At 65.5% G+C, this 17,865-nt stretch carries 11 protein-coding genes; 9 read left to right on the top strand and 2 right to left on the bottom strand.

The features are described from left to right. Positions 1 to 7 precede the first annotated feature (7 nt). Entirely contained in the window at positions 8 to 1,222 is a 1,215-nt protein-coding gene (locus tag BraRD5C2_RS10440; protein ID WP_223968187.1) for a mandelate racemase/muconate lactonizing enzyme family protein, read from the bottom strand. Between the two features lie 244 nt (positions 1,223 to 1,466). Between BraRD5C2_RS10440 and BraRD5C2_RS10435 the strand changes: the two genes are divergently transcribed. Genes BraRD5C2_RS10435 through BraRD5C2_RS10405 form a run of 7 tightly spaced genes read left to right on the top strand, consistent with a single transcriptional unit; the run spans position 1,467 to position 12,705 of the window. Beyond that, complete coding sequence (locus BraRD5C2_RS10435; protein WP_223968186.1) at positions 1,467 to 3,899, top strand: CaiB/BaiF CoA transferase family protein; 2,433 nt, start codon at positions 1,467 to 1,469, stop codon at positions 3,897 to 3,899. After that, positions 3,899 to 4,975 carry an ABC transporter ATP-binding protein gene (locus BraRD5C2_RS10430; protein WP_223968185.1) on the top strand — a complete coding sequence of 359 codons (1,077 nt, stop codon included), beginning with the start codon at positions 3,899 to 3,901 and terminating at the stop codon, positions 4,973 to 4,975. Before BraRD5C2_RS10435 ends, BraRD5C2_RS10430 begins: the two co-directional genes overlap by 1 nt. Continuing rightward, entirely contained in the window at positions 4,972 to 5,994 is a 1,023-nt protein-coding gene (locus BraRD5C2_RS10425; protein ID WP_223968184.1) for an ABC transporter ATP-binding protein, read from the top strand. The genes BraRD5C2_RS10430 and BraRD5C2_RS10425 overlap by 4 nt, the downstream gene beginning before the upstream one ends. Continuing rightward, a complete protein-coding gene (locus tag BraRD5C2_RS10420; RefSeq protein WP_223968183.1) occupies positions 5,991 to 7,538 on the top strand; it encodes an ABC transporter substrate-binding protein in 1,548 nt (515 codons plus the stop codon). The genes BraRD5C2_RS10425 and BraRD5C2_RS10420 overlap by 4 nt, the downstream gene beginning before the upstream one ends. 3 nt (positions 7,539 to 7,541) lie before the next feature. Then, on the top strand, positions 7,542 to 8,498 hold the full coding sequence (locus BraRD5C2_RS10415) for an ABC transporter permease (RefSeq protein WP_223968182.1): 957 nt from the start codon (positions 7,542 to 7,544) through the stop codon (positions 8,496 to 8,498). Next, positions 8,495 to 9,379: an ABC transporter permease gene (locus BraRD5C2_RS10410; RefSeq protein ID WP_223968181.1), complete on the top strand. Its 885-nt coding sequence runs from the start codon at positions 8,495 to 8,497 to the stop codon at positions 9,377 to 9,379. Before BraRD5C2_RS10415 ends, BraRD5C2_RS10410 begins: the two co-directional genes overlap by 4 nt. Positions 9,380 to 9,396: 17 nt before the next feature. After that, complete coding sequence (locus BraRD5C2_RS10405) at positions 9,397 to 12,705, top strand: acetyl-CoA carboxylase family protein (protein ID WP_223968180.1); 3,309 nt, start codon at positions 9,397 to 9,399, stop codon at positions 12,703 to 12,705. 338 nt (positions 12,706 to 13,043) lie between these two features. Here BraRD5C2_RS10405 and BraRD5C2_RS10400 read toward each other — a convergent pair whose 3' ends face one another. After that, on the bottom strand, positions 13,044 to 14,678 hold the full coding sequence (locus BraRD5C2_RS10400) for a flavin-containing monooxygenase (RefSeq protein WP_223968179.1): 1,635 nt from the start codon (positions 14,676 to 14,678) through the stop codon (positions 13,044 to 13,046). 234 nt (positions 14,679 to 14,912) lie between these two features. On the opposite strand from BraRD5C2_RS10400, the gene BraRD5C2_RS10395 reads away from it, so the two are divergent. Both BraRD5C2_RS10395 and BraRD5C2_RS10390 read left to right on the top strand, forming a co-directional pair. Then, positions 14,913 to 16,136 (top strand): cytochrome P450, encoded by a 1,224-nt coding sequence (locus BraRD5C2_RS10395; RefSeq protein WP_223968178.1) that lies wholly within the window; start codon positions 14,913 to 14,915, stop codon positions 16,134 to 16,136. A 122-nt stretch (positions 16,137 to 16,258) separates the two neighbouring features. Then, positions 16,259 to 17,860 (top strand): GMC family oxidoreductase, encoded by a 1,602-nt coding sequence (locus BraRD5C2_RS10390; protein WP_223968177.1) that lies wholly within the window; start codon positions 16,259 to 16,261, stop codon positions 17,858 to 17,860. Positions 17,861 to 17,865: the final 5 nt, after the last annotated feature.

Below are 17,865 nucleotides of genomic sequence, written 5' to 3'. Positions count from 1 at the left end.
GCAATCCCTACTTCTTCAGCCCATAATTCAACAGCCCGCCCTTGTTCTTCGGCGGATGCGCGCGGAGGCCTTGCTCGTTCGGCTCGGTGCCCCAGCCCGGACGGTCCGGGATCACGAGATGGCCGTCGACGAACTCCGGCACATGGGTGAACAGCTCGTGGTCCCAGGCCAGGCGATCGATGTCGGTCTCCATGATGCGCAGGTTCGGCACCGCCGCGCAGAAATGCGCATTCATCATGGTGCAGAGGTGGCCGTAGAAATTATGCGGCGCGACGTTGACCTCGAAATGCTCGGCGGCCGCGGCGATCTTCATCGACTGCCAGACGCCGTTCCACGGCGTGTCGATGATCGCGACGTCCATCGCCTGCTCGGTGAAATAGGGCAGGAATTCGCGCAGGCCCAAAAGCGTCTCGCAGGACGAGATCGGATGCGGGCTCCGGCGGCGGATGTAGCCGAGCGCCTGCGGGTTGAAGGTGTCGATCTCGACCCAGAACATGTCCATCTTCTCGATGGCGCGCAGGATCTTCAGATAGCCTTCTGTCTTGGCGTTGAAGTTGAGGTCGAGCAGCAGGTCGACATCCGGCCCCGCGCCGTCGCGGATCGCCTCCAGATGCATGCAGAGATTGCGCAGCACGGTGCGGTCGACATTGATCTCGGGCTGGAACGGCGCGCCGAAGCCGGGACGCCAGCCTTGCGGCTTGCCGTCGGTGTAGACGAAGATGTTGGTCTTCATCGCCGAGAATTTCTTCTCGCGCACCTCGGAGCCGATCGCCTTGACGCCGTCGAGATCGGTGATGGCCGGCTTGTACCAATCGGGATGATTGATGCGCCAGGTCGCGCAATGCGACCAATAGACCCGCACGCGGTCGCGGATCTTGCCGCCGAGCAGATCGTAGCAGGGCACGCCGAGCGCCTTGGCCTTGACGTCGAGCAACGCGTTCTCGATGGCACCTAACGCCAGCGCCACCACGCCGCCAGCGGCGGGGCGTGTTGCTGCGAACAGTTCCACATAGATCCGCTCGTGCTCGAACGCGTTCTTGCCGACCACGCGTGCCGACAGCCGCTCGATTGCGGCGGTTACGCCGGGCGCACCAAAGCCCTCGTCATATTCGCTCCAGCCGACCAGCCCGTCTGACGTCGTCACCTTGACGAAATGATAATTCCGCCAGCCGGCATCGCAGGCGAGCGTCTCGACGCTTTTGATGTTGGTGGATTTGCTCATGGTTTCCTGCCCGGCGTTTGTTGGTGTTGAAGGGAGCACAATAGCGGATCGAGCAATGCGTCAACCGCACGGCGGCAGACCGTCAACGCACGCTTGTTGCAAAGTGCTGCGGCAATCGCGTGAATTCCGTCAAACGGAAGAAAATTCCACTTGCATCACACAGTCGGCGCGGCTTCAAGTTCACGCAACAAGAAACTGAATCAGCCGATGTCGTCGGCTGGTCATTTTGTCGCGAGGAAGCGTGATGGGCGCGTTGTCGCATCTGCGGATAGTCGAGATCGGAAGTGCGGCGGCGACGAGCTATTGCGCGCGGCTGTTCGCCGATTTCGGCGCCGATGTGCAGAAGATCGAGCCACCGGCGGGCGATCCGCTTCGCCGCGCGGAGCCGCTGACGCCGCAGGGGCACAGCGCGTGGTTTGCGTTTCTGAACTTCAATAAATCGAGTGTCGTGCTCGACCAGAGCGGCGCGAGCGCCACGTCGCGCCTGCATGAGCTGATTGCCGGCTGCGAAATCCTGCTCGATGGGCGCGGTATCGATGCGGCCAATTGTCCCGGCATCGATCTCGATGCGATCAAGCGGAACAATCCGGGCCTGATCCATCTCGACCTCACCTGGTTCGGCGATCGCGGTCCCTATGCCAATTTCGCCGCGACCGACTCCACGATCCGTGCACTGACCGGGCTTGTGAAGCTGGTCGGACCCGAGCAGGGACCGCCGATGCACGCACCTGACTTCCAGACCGGGATTCTCGGCGGGCTGTGGGGCTTCATCGCGGCCGCCTCGTCGGTGCTGGGCCGCATGCAGGATGGGCGCGGGCGCGAAAACCATCTCAGCCTGTTCGAGGCCTCTATCGCCGTCACCGAATACATCATGTTCGAGGCGTTCCAGCGCGGCGACATCATGCGGCGGATCGGTGTCAACCGGTTCTGGCCGACCTTTCCGGTCGGCATCTACGAGACCAAACAAGGCTGGCTCGGCGTCACCACGGTGACCCCGGCGCAATGGCGCGCGTTCTGCGAGATGCTCGGACTCACCGATCTGCGCGACGATCCGACGCTGGTCATGGGCGTCGACCGGCTGCAGCGCGTCGCCGAGATCGAAGGCAAGATCCTGCCGAAGCTGAAGCAGCGCACCGCGCAGGATTGGTTCGCAGAGGGTCTCAAGCGCAAGATCCCGATCGTGCCGGTGCCGGAGATTGCGGATCTCATCGCCGATGAAGAGAAGCGCGCCCGCGGCGCCATCGTCCCGATCAGGGTCGGCGACGAGACCGGTTTTTCCGCCGGCACGATGCAGCGGCTGACGGGGACGCCGCCACTTCGCGGCGGCCGCGTGCCTGATCTCGGCGAGCAGCAGGCGAGGCGCGATGCCGCGCCGCGCGTGCCAGCGCCGAAGCCGGCTCCGACCAATCGCCTGCCGCTCGAGGGCATCCGCGTCGTCGATTTCTCGATGGGCTGGGCCGGGCCGATCTGCACCCGCACGCTCGCCGATCTCGGCGCCGATGTGATCAAGATCGAGGCGACCCAATATCCGGACTGGTGGCGCGGCGTCGACCGCCGCCCGGCCTATGTGCTGGAGCAGATGTACGAGAAGTCGGTGCGCTACTGCATCATGAACCGCAACAAGCGCGGCATCACGCTCGACCTGACCCGGCCGAAGGGGCTTGCGCTGGCGAAGCGCCTGCTCGCCGATGCCGACCTCGTGGTCGACAATTATTCGGTCGAGGTGCTGCCCAAGCTCGGCCTCGGCTACGAGGTGTTGAGCAAGATCAATCCGAAGCTCGTGATGATGTCGATGTCGGCGTTCGGCGCCGGCAGCGTGCATCGCGACTGCCGCGCTTACGGCTCGACATTGGAGCAGGGCTCCGGCTTGCCCAGCGTGGTCGGTGATCCCGACGGCCCGCCTGTGATGAGCCATACCGCGTTCGGCGATGCCGTCGGCGGCCTCAACGGCGCTGCCGCGGTGCTGTCCGCGCTGATCCACGCAAAGCTGACGGGGCAGGGCCAATTCATCGATCTCGCGCAGATCGAATGCATGATGCCGTTCGCCGCGCCCTGGATCGTCGCGCATTCGATCGACGGCAAGCCTCCCGTGAAATACGGCAACCGCCATCCTGACTTCGTGCCGCATGGCTGCTTTCGCTGCGATGGCGAGGACAATTGGATCGTGGTCGCGGTGTCCGACGACGCGATGTGGCCAAGGCTCGCGCGGCTGCTCGGCCGCGAGGACTGGGCGACGGACGCGACGCTCAAGACGGCCGCGGGCCGCCGCGCCATCGAGGCTGAGATCGAGGCTGCGATCACGGCCTGGACTTCAGCACGCGATCCCGACGCGGCGATGGCCGTGCTGCAATCTGCTGGCGTCGCCTCCGGCGTGGCGCGGCTGCCGATCGACCTCCTTGACGACCCGCAGCTCGACGCCCGCGGCTTCATCCAGCAGGTCGATCGCGCGTTCATCGGCAAGCATCCGCAGCCGTCGATGCCGTTCCGCGAGGGCGATGCACCGTTTGCGATCCGCTCGGTGCCGCCGACGCTCGGCGAGCACAATCGCGAGATCCTGTCCGGCATGCTCGGCCTCTCCGACGCCGAGCTGGAGGAGCTCACCCGCGAAGGCATCATCGGCACCGAGATGCTGATGGAGGAGCAGCTGGTGAAAGAGAAGAAGCGGGCGGCGGGTTGATGGAGACAGGCCAGCCGGCACAGCGCAAGGCGGAGGGTGCGCGCGGCGGCGCGCGGCCGCTGCTGTCCGTGCGCGGGCTCGGCATCCGTTTCAAGACGTCGCAGGGCATCTGGCAGGCGACGCGCCGGATCGATTTCGACATCGCGCCGGGCGAGCGGGTCGGCATCGTCGGCGAGAGTGGCTGCGGCAAGACCATCACCGGCCTGTCGATCCTGCGGCTGTTGCCGGGCAATTTTGCCGGGCTCGACGGCAAGATCCTGTTCGACGGCACCGATCTCGCCTCCTGCAGTGCGCGGCAGATGCGCGCCATCAGAGGCAAGCGGATCGCGATGATCTTCCAGGAGCCGATGAGCGCGCTCGATCCGGTCTTCACCGTCGGTCACCAGATCGCGGAGACGCTGCGCGTCCATACGGACGTTTCCTATGAGGAAGCCCGCGCCAAAACGCTGGAGATGCTCCGCCACGTCGGCATCGCGTCGCCCGAGCGGCGCATCGACGACTATCCACACCAACTCTCCGGCGGCATGCGCCAGCGCGTGATGATCGCGGCGAGCCTGATTTGCGGCCCGCAGCTGCTGATCGCGGACGAGCCGACCACCGCGCTCGACGTCACCGTGCAGGCGCAGATCCTCGAGCTGCTGCGCGACATCAGCGAGACCTCGAAGACCGCGCTGATGCTGATCACCCACGATCTCGGCGTCGTCGCCGAGACCTGCACGCGGATGATCACGATGTATGCCGGCGAGGTGATCGAGGACGCCACCGTCGACGAGGCGCTGGTGCGGCCGCTGCATCCCTATACGTCGGGGCTCTTGCGCTCGCTGCCGCATTTGAGCCCGCGCCACGGCCGATTGCCGTCGATCCCGGGCCGGGTGCCGTCGATCGCGGAGATGCCTGCGGGCTGCCGCTTCCGCGCCCGCTGCGCGCATGCGACCAAGGGCTGCGAGGCCGAACAGAAGCTGCAGGACGCCGGCGGCGGCCGCAAGGTGCGCTGCTGGCGCTTTGCCGAGCTCAATCTGCCGGGCGCGTTGCATCCGCCCGATGCGCCGGCGGCTGCGAAGGTCGCGACGCAATGACCGCAACTACAGCCGAGCCCCGCCGCGAACCCATCATCTCGGTGCGCGATCTCCAGGTCCGCTTCCAGACCACGGACCGCCGCGCCACCGTGAAGGCGGTCGATGGCGTCAATTTCGATGTCCGGCGCGGCGAGACCTTTGGCATCATCGGCGAATCCGGCTCGGGCAAGACGACGATTGGCCGCGCGTTGGTGTTTCTGCTCAATCCCAGTGCCGGCGCCATCCTGCATGACGGCATCGACCCGCTGGCGCTGCCGCGCCGGGAGTTTCAAAGTCATCGCCGCGACTATCAGATCATCTTCCAGGATCCCAACGCCGCGTTGAATCCGCGCATGACCATCCTGGCCTCGGTGCTGGAGCCGCTGGAACTCGCCCGTGTCGGCAGCCGCGCCGAGCGGGAGCGGCTGGGGCGGGAGGCGCTGGAGCGCGTCGGGCTGCCGCAGGAATTCGGCGAGCGCTATCCGCATCAGCTGTCCGGCGGCCAGAAGCAGCGCGTCGTGATCGCTCGTGCGCTGACGCTCAAGCCGAAACTGATCGTCTGCGACGAGGTGGTGGCTGCGCTCGACATGTCGATCCGTGGCGACGTGCTCAACCTGTTTGCCGATCTGCAGCGCGATCTCGGGCTGACCTACGTCTTCATCACGCATGATCTCGCCGTGGTCTCGCATATCAGCGAGCGCGTCGCGGTGATGTATCTCGGCCAGTTCGTCGAACTCGGGCCGACCGAAGAGGTCGCCGAGCGGCCGCTGCATCCCTACACCATTGCGCTGCTGTCGGCCGAGCCGCGGCCGCTGCCGTCGACGATGCGCGAGGCGCAGCGGATCGTGCTGCAGGGCGAGGTGCCGAGCCCGATCGATCCGCCGTCGGGATGCCGGTTCCGCACCCGCTGCCCGCACGTGCAGCCGCTCTGCACCGAGCGTGTGCCGGAGTGGCGCGAGCTGAAGCCCGATCACTGGGTGGCCTGCCATTTCGCCGACCGCCCGAATTTTTCGACAAACATACCGGAGACAACGCCATGACGATGACGACACGACGCGAGGCCATGGCGCTGCTCTCGGGCGCACTCGCCAGCACCACGCTCGGCGGCCGTGCGTTCGCGCAAGGCACGCCGAAGAAGGGCGGCACCTTGCGGATCTCAGCGCCGGCCAATCCGTCGAGCCTCGATCCGGCAACCGGCGGCGCTGGCTCCGATCACGCCTTCCTGTTCACGATGTACGACACGCTGGTGGAATGGGAGTTCGAGACGCTGAAGCCGAAGCCGGCGCTCGCCGAAAGCTGGAAGTTCACCGATCCCAATACGCTGGTGCTCAACATCCGCGCCGGCGTCACCTTCCATGACGGCACGCCGCTCGATGCCGAGGCGGTCAAGTTCAATCTCGATCGCAACCGGGGCGATGCCAAGTCGAACATCAAGGCCGATCTGCTCTCGGTCGCCTCGGTCGAGGTTACCGGGCCGCAGCAGGTGACCTTGAAGCTGAAGACGCCGGATACGGCGCTGCCGGGCATTCTGTCCGATCGCGCCGGCATGATGGTGTCGCCGACGGCGCTGAAGGTCGCCGAGGGTGGCGTCGTGACGCGCAAGCCGGTCGGCGCCGGCGCCTATGCTTTCGTGAGTTGGGCCGACGGCGAGAAGATCGTGGTCAAGCGCAACGAGAAATACTGGAAGCCGGACCGTCCTTGTCCCGACGGCATCGAGTTCTCGATCATTCCCGAGCTCACCACCGGCGCGCGCTCGGTTACCGCCGGGCAGAACGATCTGATCTATCAATTGCCGCCGCGGCAGAAGGCGATCATCGAGCGTGCTTCCAGCGTCAAGGTCGTGCATGGCCCGACGCTCTATGTGTTCCAGATCTTCCTGAACTGGGCCAAGCCGCCGTTCGACAACATCAAGGTCCGCCAGGCGCTGAACTTTGCGATCGACCGCGAGTCCTTCGCCAAAGCCGCGCTCGCGGGCCTTGCGGAGCCGGCCTACATGAATCTGCCGAAGTCGCACTGGGCCTATGATGCCGAGGTTGCCAAGCTCTATCCCTATGATCCCGACAAGGCCCGCAAGCTGCTCGCCGAGGCGGGCTTCAAGGAAGGCACCCCGATCGAGATCGGCGGTTACACCGATCAAGATTCGGTGCAGCGTGAGGAGATCCTGATCGAGCAATTGCGTAAGGCGGGCATCAACGTGCGTTTTGTCAACGGCACGGTCGCGGAAGCCTCTGCTGCCTTCTTCGGTGCGGAGAAGAAGGGGGCCGGGTTGTTGTCGGCCTGGACCGGGCGGCCCGATCCGAGCTTGACCTACTCGCTGATGTTCACCAAGGACGCCTACTACAATGCCGGCCGCGCGCCGGTGCCTCCTGAGCTCGAAGCCGCGATCAAGGACTCGCGCGCATCGGAAGACATCGAGGTCAGGCGCAAGGCGTTCGCCACCGTGCAACGGCTGGTGATGGAAAACGCCTTCGTCGTGCCGCTGGCGTTCCAGTTCGAGCTGGTCGCCATGAACAAGAAGGTGCAGGGCTATCGGCCCAATCTCCTTGGCAAGCCGAAATACGACGACGTCTGGCTCGAAGGCTGAACCATGGCACGACGGTCACCAGTCAAGGTCATCGGCAGCCGCCTCGTGCAGGCGCTGCCCGTGATCCTGCTCGCGACCTTCATGGTGTTCGCGCTGCTCAAGCTGGTGCCAGGCGACATCGCCGTGACCTTGGCGGGCGACAACGCGACCGATGCGCGGATCACCGAGATCAGGCAGATCTACGGCCTCGATCGGTCGTTCCTGGTGCAATATGGCGCCTGGCTCGGCCATGTCGCGCAGGGCGATCTCTCGCAATCGCTGTTGACCGGCGAGAAGGTCGCGGTCTCGATCGGCCGCGCCTTCCCGAACACACTCTTGATCGTCGTGATCGCGCTGGTGCTGGCGCTGGTCACCGGCATTCCGATGGGCGTGATGGCCGCGATCAAGCCGAACGGCTGGGTCGACAAGCTGATCAGCATGATTGCGTCGCTCGGCGTCGCGGTGCCCGGCTTCTGGCTCGCGATGATCCTGGTGGCGGAGTTCTCGCTGAAGCTGAACTGGCTGCCGGCGACCGGCGCGAAATCCTTCAGCGTCTCGCCGATCGACGCGATCCGGCACGCGCTGCTGCCGGCCATCGCGATCGCGGCCTATGGCATGGCCGAGGTCGCGCGCCAGTTGCGCGGTGCGCTGCTGGAGGTGCTGTCGTCGCAATATGTCCGCACGCTGCATGCCAAGGGATTGTCGATGTCCCGCATCCTCTGGCAGCACGGCCTGAAGAATGTCGGCGTCAATCTGCTCACGATCATCAGCCTGCTGGTCAACCGCATGCTGGCGGCGACCGTCGTGATTGAGGCGGTGTTCGCCATTCCCGGCCTCGGCAGCCTGATCGTGCGCGGCGCGATCCAGCGCGATTTCCCGATCGTGCAGGGTGTCGTCTTCACCATGGTGGTCGTCGTCATCGCGGTGAATCTGATCACGGATCTGCTCTGTGCCGCGGTCGATCCGAGGATCGAGCAATGACCGACACCGCGCTCGCTCCGCTGAAGATATCAGCAAAGCCGACCCGGCTGCGGCGTTTCCTGCGTTGGCTCGCCGGCGATCTCCGCGCCGCGCTGTCGATCCTGGTGCTGTCGGTGCTGGTTGTCGTCGCGATCGGCGCGCCCTGGATCGCGCCCTATGCGCCGACCGCGCAGGACGTCAACAACATGCTAGCGCCGCCGGGGCCGCTGCATCTGCTCGGCACCGACGATCTCGGCCGCGACATCTTCTCCCGCCTGATCTACGGCGCGCCGGCCACCGTCTATGCCAGCCTGCTTGCGGTCGGCGTCGCGGTTCTGATCGGGCTGCCGGTCGGCCTGATCGCCGGCTATTTCGGCGGCTGGATCGACGACATCATCAGCCGCATCATCGACACGTTCCTGTCGTTTCCCGCCATCGTGCTGGCGATCGCGGTCACCGGTGCGCTCGGCATCGGCCTGACCAACGGCATGATCGCGATCGGCATCACGATGTTCCCGGCCTTGGCGCGCATCGTCCGCGCCCGCACGCTGATCGTGCGGCAGGAGCTCTATGTCGACGCGTCGAGGGGATTTGGGGCGCCGACCTGGCATGTGCTGTGGCGCCACGTGCTGCCGAACACGCTGCAGCCAGTCATCGTGCAGGTGACGCTGCTGCTCGCTGCGGCGCTCCTGGCCGAGGCCAGCCTGTCGTTCCTCGGCCTCGGCATCCAGCCGCCGGACCCGAGCTGGGGCGCCATGCTGGCGCGCGCCTACCAATACATGGAAATCGCCCCGGAGCAGATGTATGCGCCGGGCCTTGCCATTCTCGTCGTCTCCCTGGCGTTCAATGCGCTTGGGGAATCCTTGCGTGTCGTGCTCGATCCGACCATGAAGGATCGTTGACCTTTGGTGGAATGATCATGTCGTTCAAGAAATTGCTGATTGCCAACCGCGGTGAGATCGCGATCCGCATTGCCCGCGCCGCGGCAGAGAGCGGCATCGCGACGGTCGCGATCTATCCCGCCGACGATGCTGCCTCGCTGCATGTCCGATCCGCCGATGCGTGCCACGAGCTCCCCGGCCGCGGCGCGCGGGCGTATCTCGACATCGAGGCGGTGATTGCGGTAGCCAAGGCCACGGGTTGCGACGCGCTGCATCCGGGCTACGGCTTCCTCAGCGAGAATACCCAGCTGGCGCGGCGCTGCGCCGAGGAGAAGATCACCTTCGTCGGCCCGTCGCCGGAGGCGCTCGATCTGTTCGGCGACAAGGCCAAGGCAAAGGCGCTGGCCAAAAAGTGCGGCGTGCCGATCATTGCCGGCACCTCGGGCGCAACGACGCTCGACGAGGCAAAGGCCTTCTTCGCCTCGCTCGGCGCCAATGCCGCCGTGATGGTCAAGGCGATCGCCGGCGGCGGCGGGCGCGGCATGCGCGTGGTCGAGGACCTGGCCAAGCTGGATGAAGCCTATGCGCGCTGCCAGTCGGAGGCCAAGGCGGCGTTCGGCAATGACGCGGTCTACGTCGAGTGGCTGATCCGGAAAGCGCGCCACATCGAGGTGCAGATCATCGGCGATCGTCATGGTGCGATCAGCCATCTCTGGGAGCGCGAATGCACCATCCAGCGCCGCAACCAGAAGCTGATCGAGGTGGCGCCGAGCCCGTCATTAAGTGAGAGCCTGCGCGCCCGCATCATCGAGGCGGCAAAGCAGCTCGCCTCCGCCGCGCGCTACGACAATCTCGGCACCTTCGAATTTCTTGTCGATGACGAGGCGGAGGAAAGCAAGGGCGAGGGCGCCTTCGCCTTCATCGAGGCCAATCCGCGGCTCCAGGTCGAGCATACCGTCACCGAGGCGGTGCTCGGCCTCGACCTCGTCCGTTCGCAGCTCGCGGTCGCCGCCGGCGCGACGCTGGCTTCGCTCGGGCTGGCGCAATCAGCCGTGCCGCTGCCGCGCGGCTATGCCATGCAGCTCCGCGTCAACATGGAGGTGATGGACGAGAAGGGCGTGACGAAGCCGACCGGCGGCACGCTCAGCGTGTTCGACCTGCCGTCCGGCCCTGGCGTCCGCGTCGATACGTTCGGCTATTCCGGCTACAGGACCTCGGCCGCGTTCGACTCGCTGCTGGCAAAAGTCATCGTGCATTCGCCGAGCCCGAAATGGACCGACGTGGTGCACAAGGCATCGCGCACCTTGCGCGAGTTTCGCATCGGCGGGGTCGCCACCAACATCCCGTTCCTCGGCGCGATCCTGGCGCACCAGAGTTTTGCGCGGAACAAGATCAGCACCAACTTCATCGATACCCATGTCGCGGCGCTGGTCGGCGCCGCGAAGGAGCATGCTGCGCCGCTCCTCGAGGTGAGCGAGGCGGCCGTAACCAAGTCCGTCGCCATCGAGGCGGCGCCCGAGGGCTCGCTGCCGGTGCCGGCGCCGTTGCAGGGCACGATCGTGGCGATCGAGGTCGCGGAGGGTGATCTGGTCCGTCCCGGCCAGCAGATTGCCGTGCTGGAATCGATGAAGATGGAGCATCTCGTCACGGCACCGCATGGCGGCCGGGTGACGAAGATCGCGGGCGGTCCCGGCCTCACCCTGATGCATGGCGAGCCGATCCTGTTCCTCGAACCGGCCGAGGTCGACGGCCATACCGCGGAGGAAGCCGCGGCGATCGATCTCGATCACATCCGTGCAGACTTGGGCGAACTGATCGCGCGCAAGGCGATCACGCTGGACGAGAACCGTCCGGCCTCGGTCGAGCGCCGCCGCAAGACCAACCAGCGCACCGCGCGCGAGAACATCGCGCAGCTGGTCGATGAGGGCTCGTTCGTCGAATACGGCTCGCTCGCGATCGCGGCACAGCGCCGCCGCCGCAAGGTCGAGGACCTCATCAAGAACACGCCGGCCGACGGCCTGATCGCGGGCGTTGCCACCGTGAACGCGAAGGATTTTGGCGCCGACGGCGCGCGCTGCATGGTGATCTCGTACGACTACACCGTGCTCGCCGGCACCCAGGGCCATATGAACCACAAGAAGATCGACCGCATGCTTGGCCTCGCCGAGCAGTGGCGGATGCCGCTGGTGTTCTATGCCGAGGGCGGTGGCGGCCGTCCCGGCGATACCGACCGGCTCGGCATGACCGGCCTCGACGGCCCGTCCTTCGTGCAGTTCGCAAAACTCTCCGGCCTCGTGCCTGTCGTCGGCGTGGTCTCGGGCTATTGCTTCGCCGGCAACGCCGCGATGCTCGGCGTCTGCGACGTCATCATCGCGACCAAAAACGCCTCGATCGGCATGGGCGGTCCGGCGATGATCGAGGGCGGCGGGCTCGGCGTCTATCATCCGGCCGAGGTCGGCCCGGTCTCGTTCCAGTCGCCGAACGGCGTGATCGACATCCTGGTCGAGGACGAGGAAGAGGCGACCGCGGTGGCGCAGAAATATCTGTCCTACTTCCAGGGCGCGGTGGCCGACTGGAAAGCGCCGGACCAGCGGCTGCTGCGCCGCGCGATCCCGGAAAATCGCCTGCGGGTGTATGACATCCGCAACGTGATCGACCTGATGGCCGACGAGGGCTCGGTGCTGGAGATCCGGCGCGATTTCGGCGTCGGCATGATCACGGCCTTCATCCGCATCGAAGGCAAGCCGTTCGGCCTGATCGCCAACAATCCAAAGCATCTCGGCGGCGCGATCGACGCTGCCGCCGGCGACAAGGCCGCGCGCTTCATGCAGCTGTGCGACGCCTTCGACATCCCGATCGTCTCGCTGTGCGACACGCCGGGCTTCATGGTCGGGCCGGAGGCCGAGAAGACCGCGATCGTGCGTCACGTCGCACGGATGTTCGTCACCGGCGCCAGCATCACGGTGCCGCTGTTCGGCGTCGTGCTGCGCAAGGGCTATGGCTTAGGGGCTCAATCGATGATCGGCGGCGGCTTCCACGCCTCGTTCTTCACGGTGGCATGGCCGACCGGCGAATTCGGCGGCATGGGCCTCGAGGGCTATGTCCGCCTCGGTTTCCGCAAGGAGATGGAGGGGATCGCGGACCCCCTCGAGCGCGAGAAGTATTTCCAGACCAAGGTCGCCGAGCTCTACGCCAACGGCAAGGCCGTCTCGATCGCCTCGGTGCTCGAGATCGACGAGGTGATCGACCCCGCCGACACACGCCACTGGATCATGGCGGGCTTGCGCTCGGTGCCGAAGGTAGAGCCGCGCACGCACCGCAAGCGGCCGTGCATTGATGCGTGGTAGGGAGGACGAGGCTGCGTTCCCACCCCAACTGTCATCGCCCGGCTCGACCGGGCGATCCAGTACGCCGCGGCCTCTCGGCTCGATAACTACTGTCTCTGGAATACTGGATCACCCGCTTCGCGGGTGATGACACCGCATCTTTGACATCTTGAATCGGGAACGATCCAGCGGCGTCGTCCTGGCGAAGGCCAGGACCCCTTACCCCAAAATTGATCGTTGCGCGATGCTGGGGCCACGATCCCGTTCATCACTGAATGCGGTGGTTATGGTCCTGGCTTTCGCCAGGACGACGGTGGTGGATGGGCAGGCGCCTCGTCTCACCAAGAGAGCGACCAAGCTCACCCCAACCTCAACTCCGCATAACCCTTCGCAGCCACCTCATCGCACCGTGCGCGATACGCCGGCGCGCTGCCGCTGTAGCGGGCGACGATGCGGGTCTGCTTGCCGTCGACGTTGCGGTTGATGCCGGTCATCCAGGAATCGACCTCGTTGGAGAGCAGCCCGACACCGAGCGCCTTGACATGATCGGTCCAGTCGGCGGTGCCCTCGGGCGTGGCGTCGAGTAAGGTCAGGCCTCTCTCCTGGGCGAAGCGGATCAGGCCGGTGACCCAGTCGACGCTGTACTCGATGCTGCGCGGGATGTTGCCGAGCGCGGTGTGCGGGCCCATCAGCATCATCATGTTGGGGAAGCCGTCGACCATCAGCCCGAGATAAGTCTCCGGGCCGTGCGTCCATTTCTCCTTCAGCCGCACGCCGTGCGCGCCGCGGAGATCGATGTTGTCGAAGCTGCCGGTGATGGCGTCGAAGCCGGTGGCGTAGATGATGATATCGAAGGCGTAGTCCTTCTCTGTCGTCCGGATGCCCTCGGGCGTGATCTTTTCGATCGGCGTCGCCTTGAGATCGACAAGCTCGACATTGTCGCGGTTGTAGACCTCGTAATAGAAGGTCTCGAGCGGCAGCCGCCGCGTGCCGAAGCCGTGGTTCGTCGGGATCAGTTTCTCGGCGACCTCCGGATCCTTGACGCGCTGGCGGATCTTGCGCGCGACGAAGTCGCTGATCGTCGCATTCGCCTTGCGGTCGATCAGGATGTCCCTAAAGTTGCCCTGCCAGATGCCGAAGCCGCGCTCGCCATAGAGTTTTTCGTAGAACGCCTCGCGCTCGGCGTCGCTGACCTCGAACGCGCCGCGCGGGTCAGGCGTATGGACGAAGCAGGCGAAGGTCTCCTTGCAGCGCGCGAAGATCTCGGGATAGCCGGCCTTGATCCTGGCTTGCGTCTCGGCGTCGATCTTGCCGTTGTGCAGCGGCGCGGCCCAGTTGGCGGTGCGCTGGAACACGGTGAGGTGGCCGACCTCGCCGGCGATGGTCTGGATGGTCTGGATACCGGTCGCGCCGGTGCCGATCACGGCGGCGCGCTTGCCGGCGAAATCCACCTTCTCCTTTGGCCAGCGCGCGGTGTGGAAGGATTGCCCCTTGAAATCGTCGCGGCCCTCGATGCGCGGCAGGGTCGGGGTCGACAACGGGCCGATCGCGGTGATCAGGAAACGGCACGAGTGGCACGCGCCGCTTTCCAGCGTGACCTGCCAGCTTCGTGTATCGTCCTGGTAGATCGCCGATGTGACGCGGCTTTCGAACTGGATGTCGCGGCGCAGATCGAACTTGTCGGCGACGTAGTTGCAGTAGCGCAGGGTCTCGGGCTGGCCGGCGAAATGCTCCGACCACTCCCATTCCGCGAGCAGCTCCTTCGAGAACGAATAGCCGTAGGAGTAACTTTCGGAATCGAAGCGTGCGCCGGGATAGCGGTTCCAGTACCAGGTGCCGCCGACGCCGGTGCCGGCCTCGAACACGCGCGCCGTGAGGCCGAGCTCGCGCAGCCGGTAGAGCTGATACATGCCGGACAGGCCGGCGCCGATGATGATGACGTCGTAGTCCAGCGCGGCGTTCTCGGGGCTGTTGTCCTGGCGCGTTGCGGCCACCTGTCGTCGCTCCCTGATCGGTTGATTGCCGGCAAGGCTAGCCGGTCTTGCCGCTGCCGACAAACATCGAGCAGCGGGGCAGCTATCGCGATTTGCCGGGTGCGCCGGCCTGCGCGCATTCCGCGCGGCGGACGGTCCGTTCCGCGGCTTTACTCGGCGGCAGAATTTCCTCTATCGTCGCTTCGACAAGACGATCGCCCGCCAAGCGGCGACGGAACCAGCGGGAGTGAGGCGATGGGAGAGGCGCTGCGCAGGCCGACGTCGACAGATGTCAGTAACCCCCGGCTCTATCAGGACGACACCTGGCGGCCGCTGTTTGCGCAGCTTCGCCGCGACGACCCGGTGCATTATTGCGAGGCTTCGCCTTACGGCCCGTATTGGTCGGTAACGCGCTACGACGACATCTTCGCGGTCGAGCTGGATCATCAGAACTATTCCTCGGCCTCCGAACTCGGCGGTATCCAGGTCGCTGACCAGCCGAAAGGACAGGAGCGGCCGAGCTTTATCCGCATGGACCCGCCCGGCCACACCGCGCAGCGCCGCACGGTCGCGCCGATCGTGGCGCCGTCGAACCTCGCCAATTTCGATGCGCTGATCCGCCAGCGCACCGCGGCCGTACTCGACGCGCTGCCGCGCAACGAGACCTTCGACTGGGCCGAGCGGGTCTCAGTCGACCTCACCAACATGATGCTGGCGACGCTGTTCGACTTTCCCGCAGAAGACCGCGCCAAGCTGACCTGGTGGTCGGATGTCGCAATCGCCAATATCGAGTCCCCCGACGCGGTGGTGCATTCGGAGGCTGAACGCACCGCCGAGCTGATCAAGATGGGAGAATATTTCCGCAAGCTATGGGACGCGCGGGTCGATGCGCCGCCGACCTTCGATTTGATCTCGATGCTGGCGCATTCGGAAGCGACGCGGAATCTGGAGCCGCGCGAGTTCATCGGCACCATCGGGCTCCTGATCGTCGGCGGCAACGACACGACGCGGAATTCGATGTCGGCCGGGCTGATGGCGCTGGTGGAAAACCCCGAGCAATTCGGGCTGGTCCGCGCCCGGCGCGAGCTGATCCCGAACCTCGTCTCCGAGACCATCCGTTACCACACGCCGGTGCTGCACATGCGCCGCACCGCGCGCAACGACGTCGAGCTCGCCGGCAAGCGGATCAGGAGGGGCGACAAGGTGGTGATGTGGTACATCTCCGGCAACCGCGACGAGGACAAGATCGAACGGGCCGACGAATTCATCATCGACCGCGCCAAGCCGCGCCAGCACCTCGCCTTCGGCGCCGGCATTCACCGCTGCGTCGGCGACCGCCTCGCCGAGCAGCAATTGCGCATCCTCTGGGAGGAGGTGTTGGCGCGCGATCTGCGTTTTAAGCTGATGGGCCCGCCGCAAAGGCTCTATTCCAATTTCATCCGCGGTATACGAAGCTTGCCGGTGAGAATCGTGAATTGAGCCGCATCACCCCGTCATTGCGAGCGAAGCGAAGCAATCCATGGAGCCACAAGTGGAGAGATGGATTGCTTCGTCGCTGTCGCTCCTCGCAATGACGATGAAGGCAATACCAGGAAACAAGAATGAAGAACGATCCCGTTGACGTCCTGATCATCGGCGCCGGGGCCTCCGGCGCCGCGATAGCCTGGAGCCTCGCCGATACCAAGATGCATATCCTCTGCCTCGATCAGGGCGGCTGGATGAACCCTGCCGAGTATCCGAGCACCGGGCGTGACTGGGAGGCGAAATTCTACGGCGAGTGGTCGTCCAGCCCCAACATCCGCAAGCGGCCGGAGGACTATCCGATCAACGACGACAATTCGCCGATCAAGGTCGTCAACTTCAACGCCGTCGGCGGCTCGACCGTGATGTACACCGCGCATTGGCCGCGGCTGCACCCCTCCGACTTCAAGGTCAGGACGCTCGACGGCGTCGCTGATGACTGGCCGATCGATTACGACGCACTGACGCCGTTCTTCGAGGAGAACGATCGCATGATGGGCACGTCGGGCCTGTCCGGCGATCCGCTGTCGCCGCTGTCGCATCCGCCGATGCCGCCGCAGCCGCTCGGCCTGTCCGGCCCGATGATAGGCAAGGCGATGAACGAGCTCGGTTGGCACTGGTGGCCGTCGGACACGACGGTTGCGACGACGGATTACGAGGGCAGGGCGCGCTGCATCAATCTCGGCCATTGCACGCCGGCCTGCGCGCAGGGCGCCAAGTCCTCGACCGACATTACCTACTGGCCGCACGCGATCCGCGCCGGGGTCGAGGTCAAGACGCATTGCCGGGTGCGCGAGATACTGACCAACGAACACGGCATGGCCTCCGGCGTCGTCTATTACGACAAGGACGGCGTCGAGCAATTCCAGCCGGCCGAGGTCGTCATCGTCGCCTGCAACGGCGTCGGCACGCCGCGGCTGTTGCTCAATTCGGTGTCGGGGAAATTCCCGAACGGCCTCGCCAACTCGTCCGGCCTGGTCGGCAAGAACCTGATGTTCCATCCCTATGCGCAGATCTACGGCTATGTCGCCGAGCCGACCGATTCCAACCGCGCGCCGCCGACCTGCCTGTGGAGCAAGGAGTGGTATGACACGGACCTCTCGCGCGGCTTCGTCCGCGGCTATGGTGTCCAGTTCGTCCGCGGGGCGGGACCGGTGTTCGAGGCCGTGTCGAGCGAGCAGAAGGGCATCTTGCCCTGGGGCAAGGATCATCACCGCGTTTTCCGCAAGTTGAACGGTCATCGGCTCGGCTTCTCGGCGATCTGCGAGGATCTGCCGGAAGAGCACAACCGCGTCACACTCGATCCGGTGCGCAAGGACAGCCACGGCATTCCGGCACCGCGGATCGACTACACGATCAGCGAGAACAGCCGCAAGATGATGGACCATGCACTGGCGCGCGGCCGCGAAGTTCTCGAAGCCGGCGGCGCCACCGACCTTTGCGTCAATGCGCCGATCCCCTGGGGCGGCTGGCATCTGCTCGGCACCGCGCGGATGGGCACCGATCCCGCACGCTCCGTGGTCAACGAATGGGGCCGCTCGCACGACGTGAAGAACCTGTTCATCGTCGACGGCAGCATCTTCGTCACCTCGGGCGGCGTGAATCCGACCTCCACCATCCAGGCCCTTGCGCTCTACATCGCCGACCAGATGAAGCAGCGCCTCGCCAATCTGTTCGATTGAGACCG

Origin of the sequence: Bradyrhizobium sp. RD5-C2 (assembly GCF_019972155.1) — a bacterium.
GTDB lineage: Bacteria > Pseudomonadota > Alphaproteobacteria > Rhizobiales > Xanthobacteraceae > Bradyrhizobium.
This window is presented reverse-complemented; position numbering and strand designations above follow the sequence as displayed.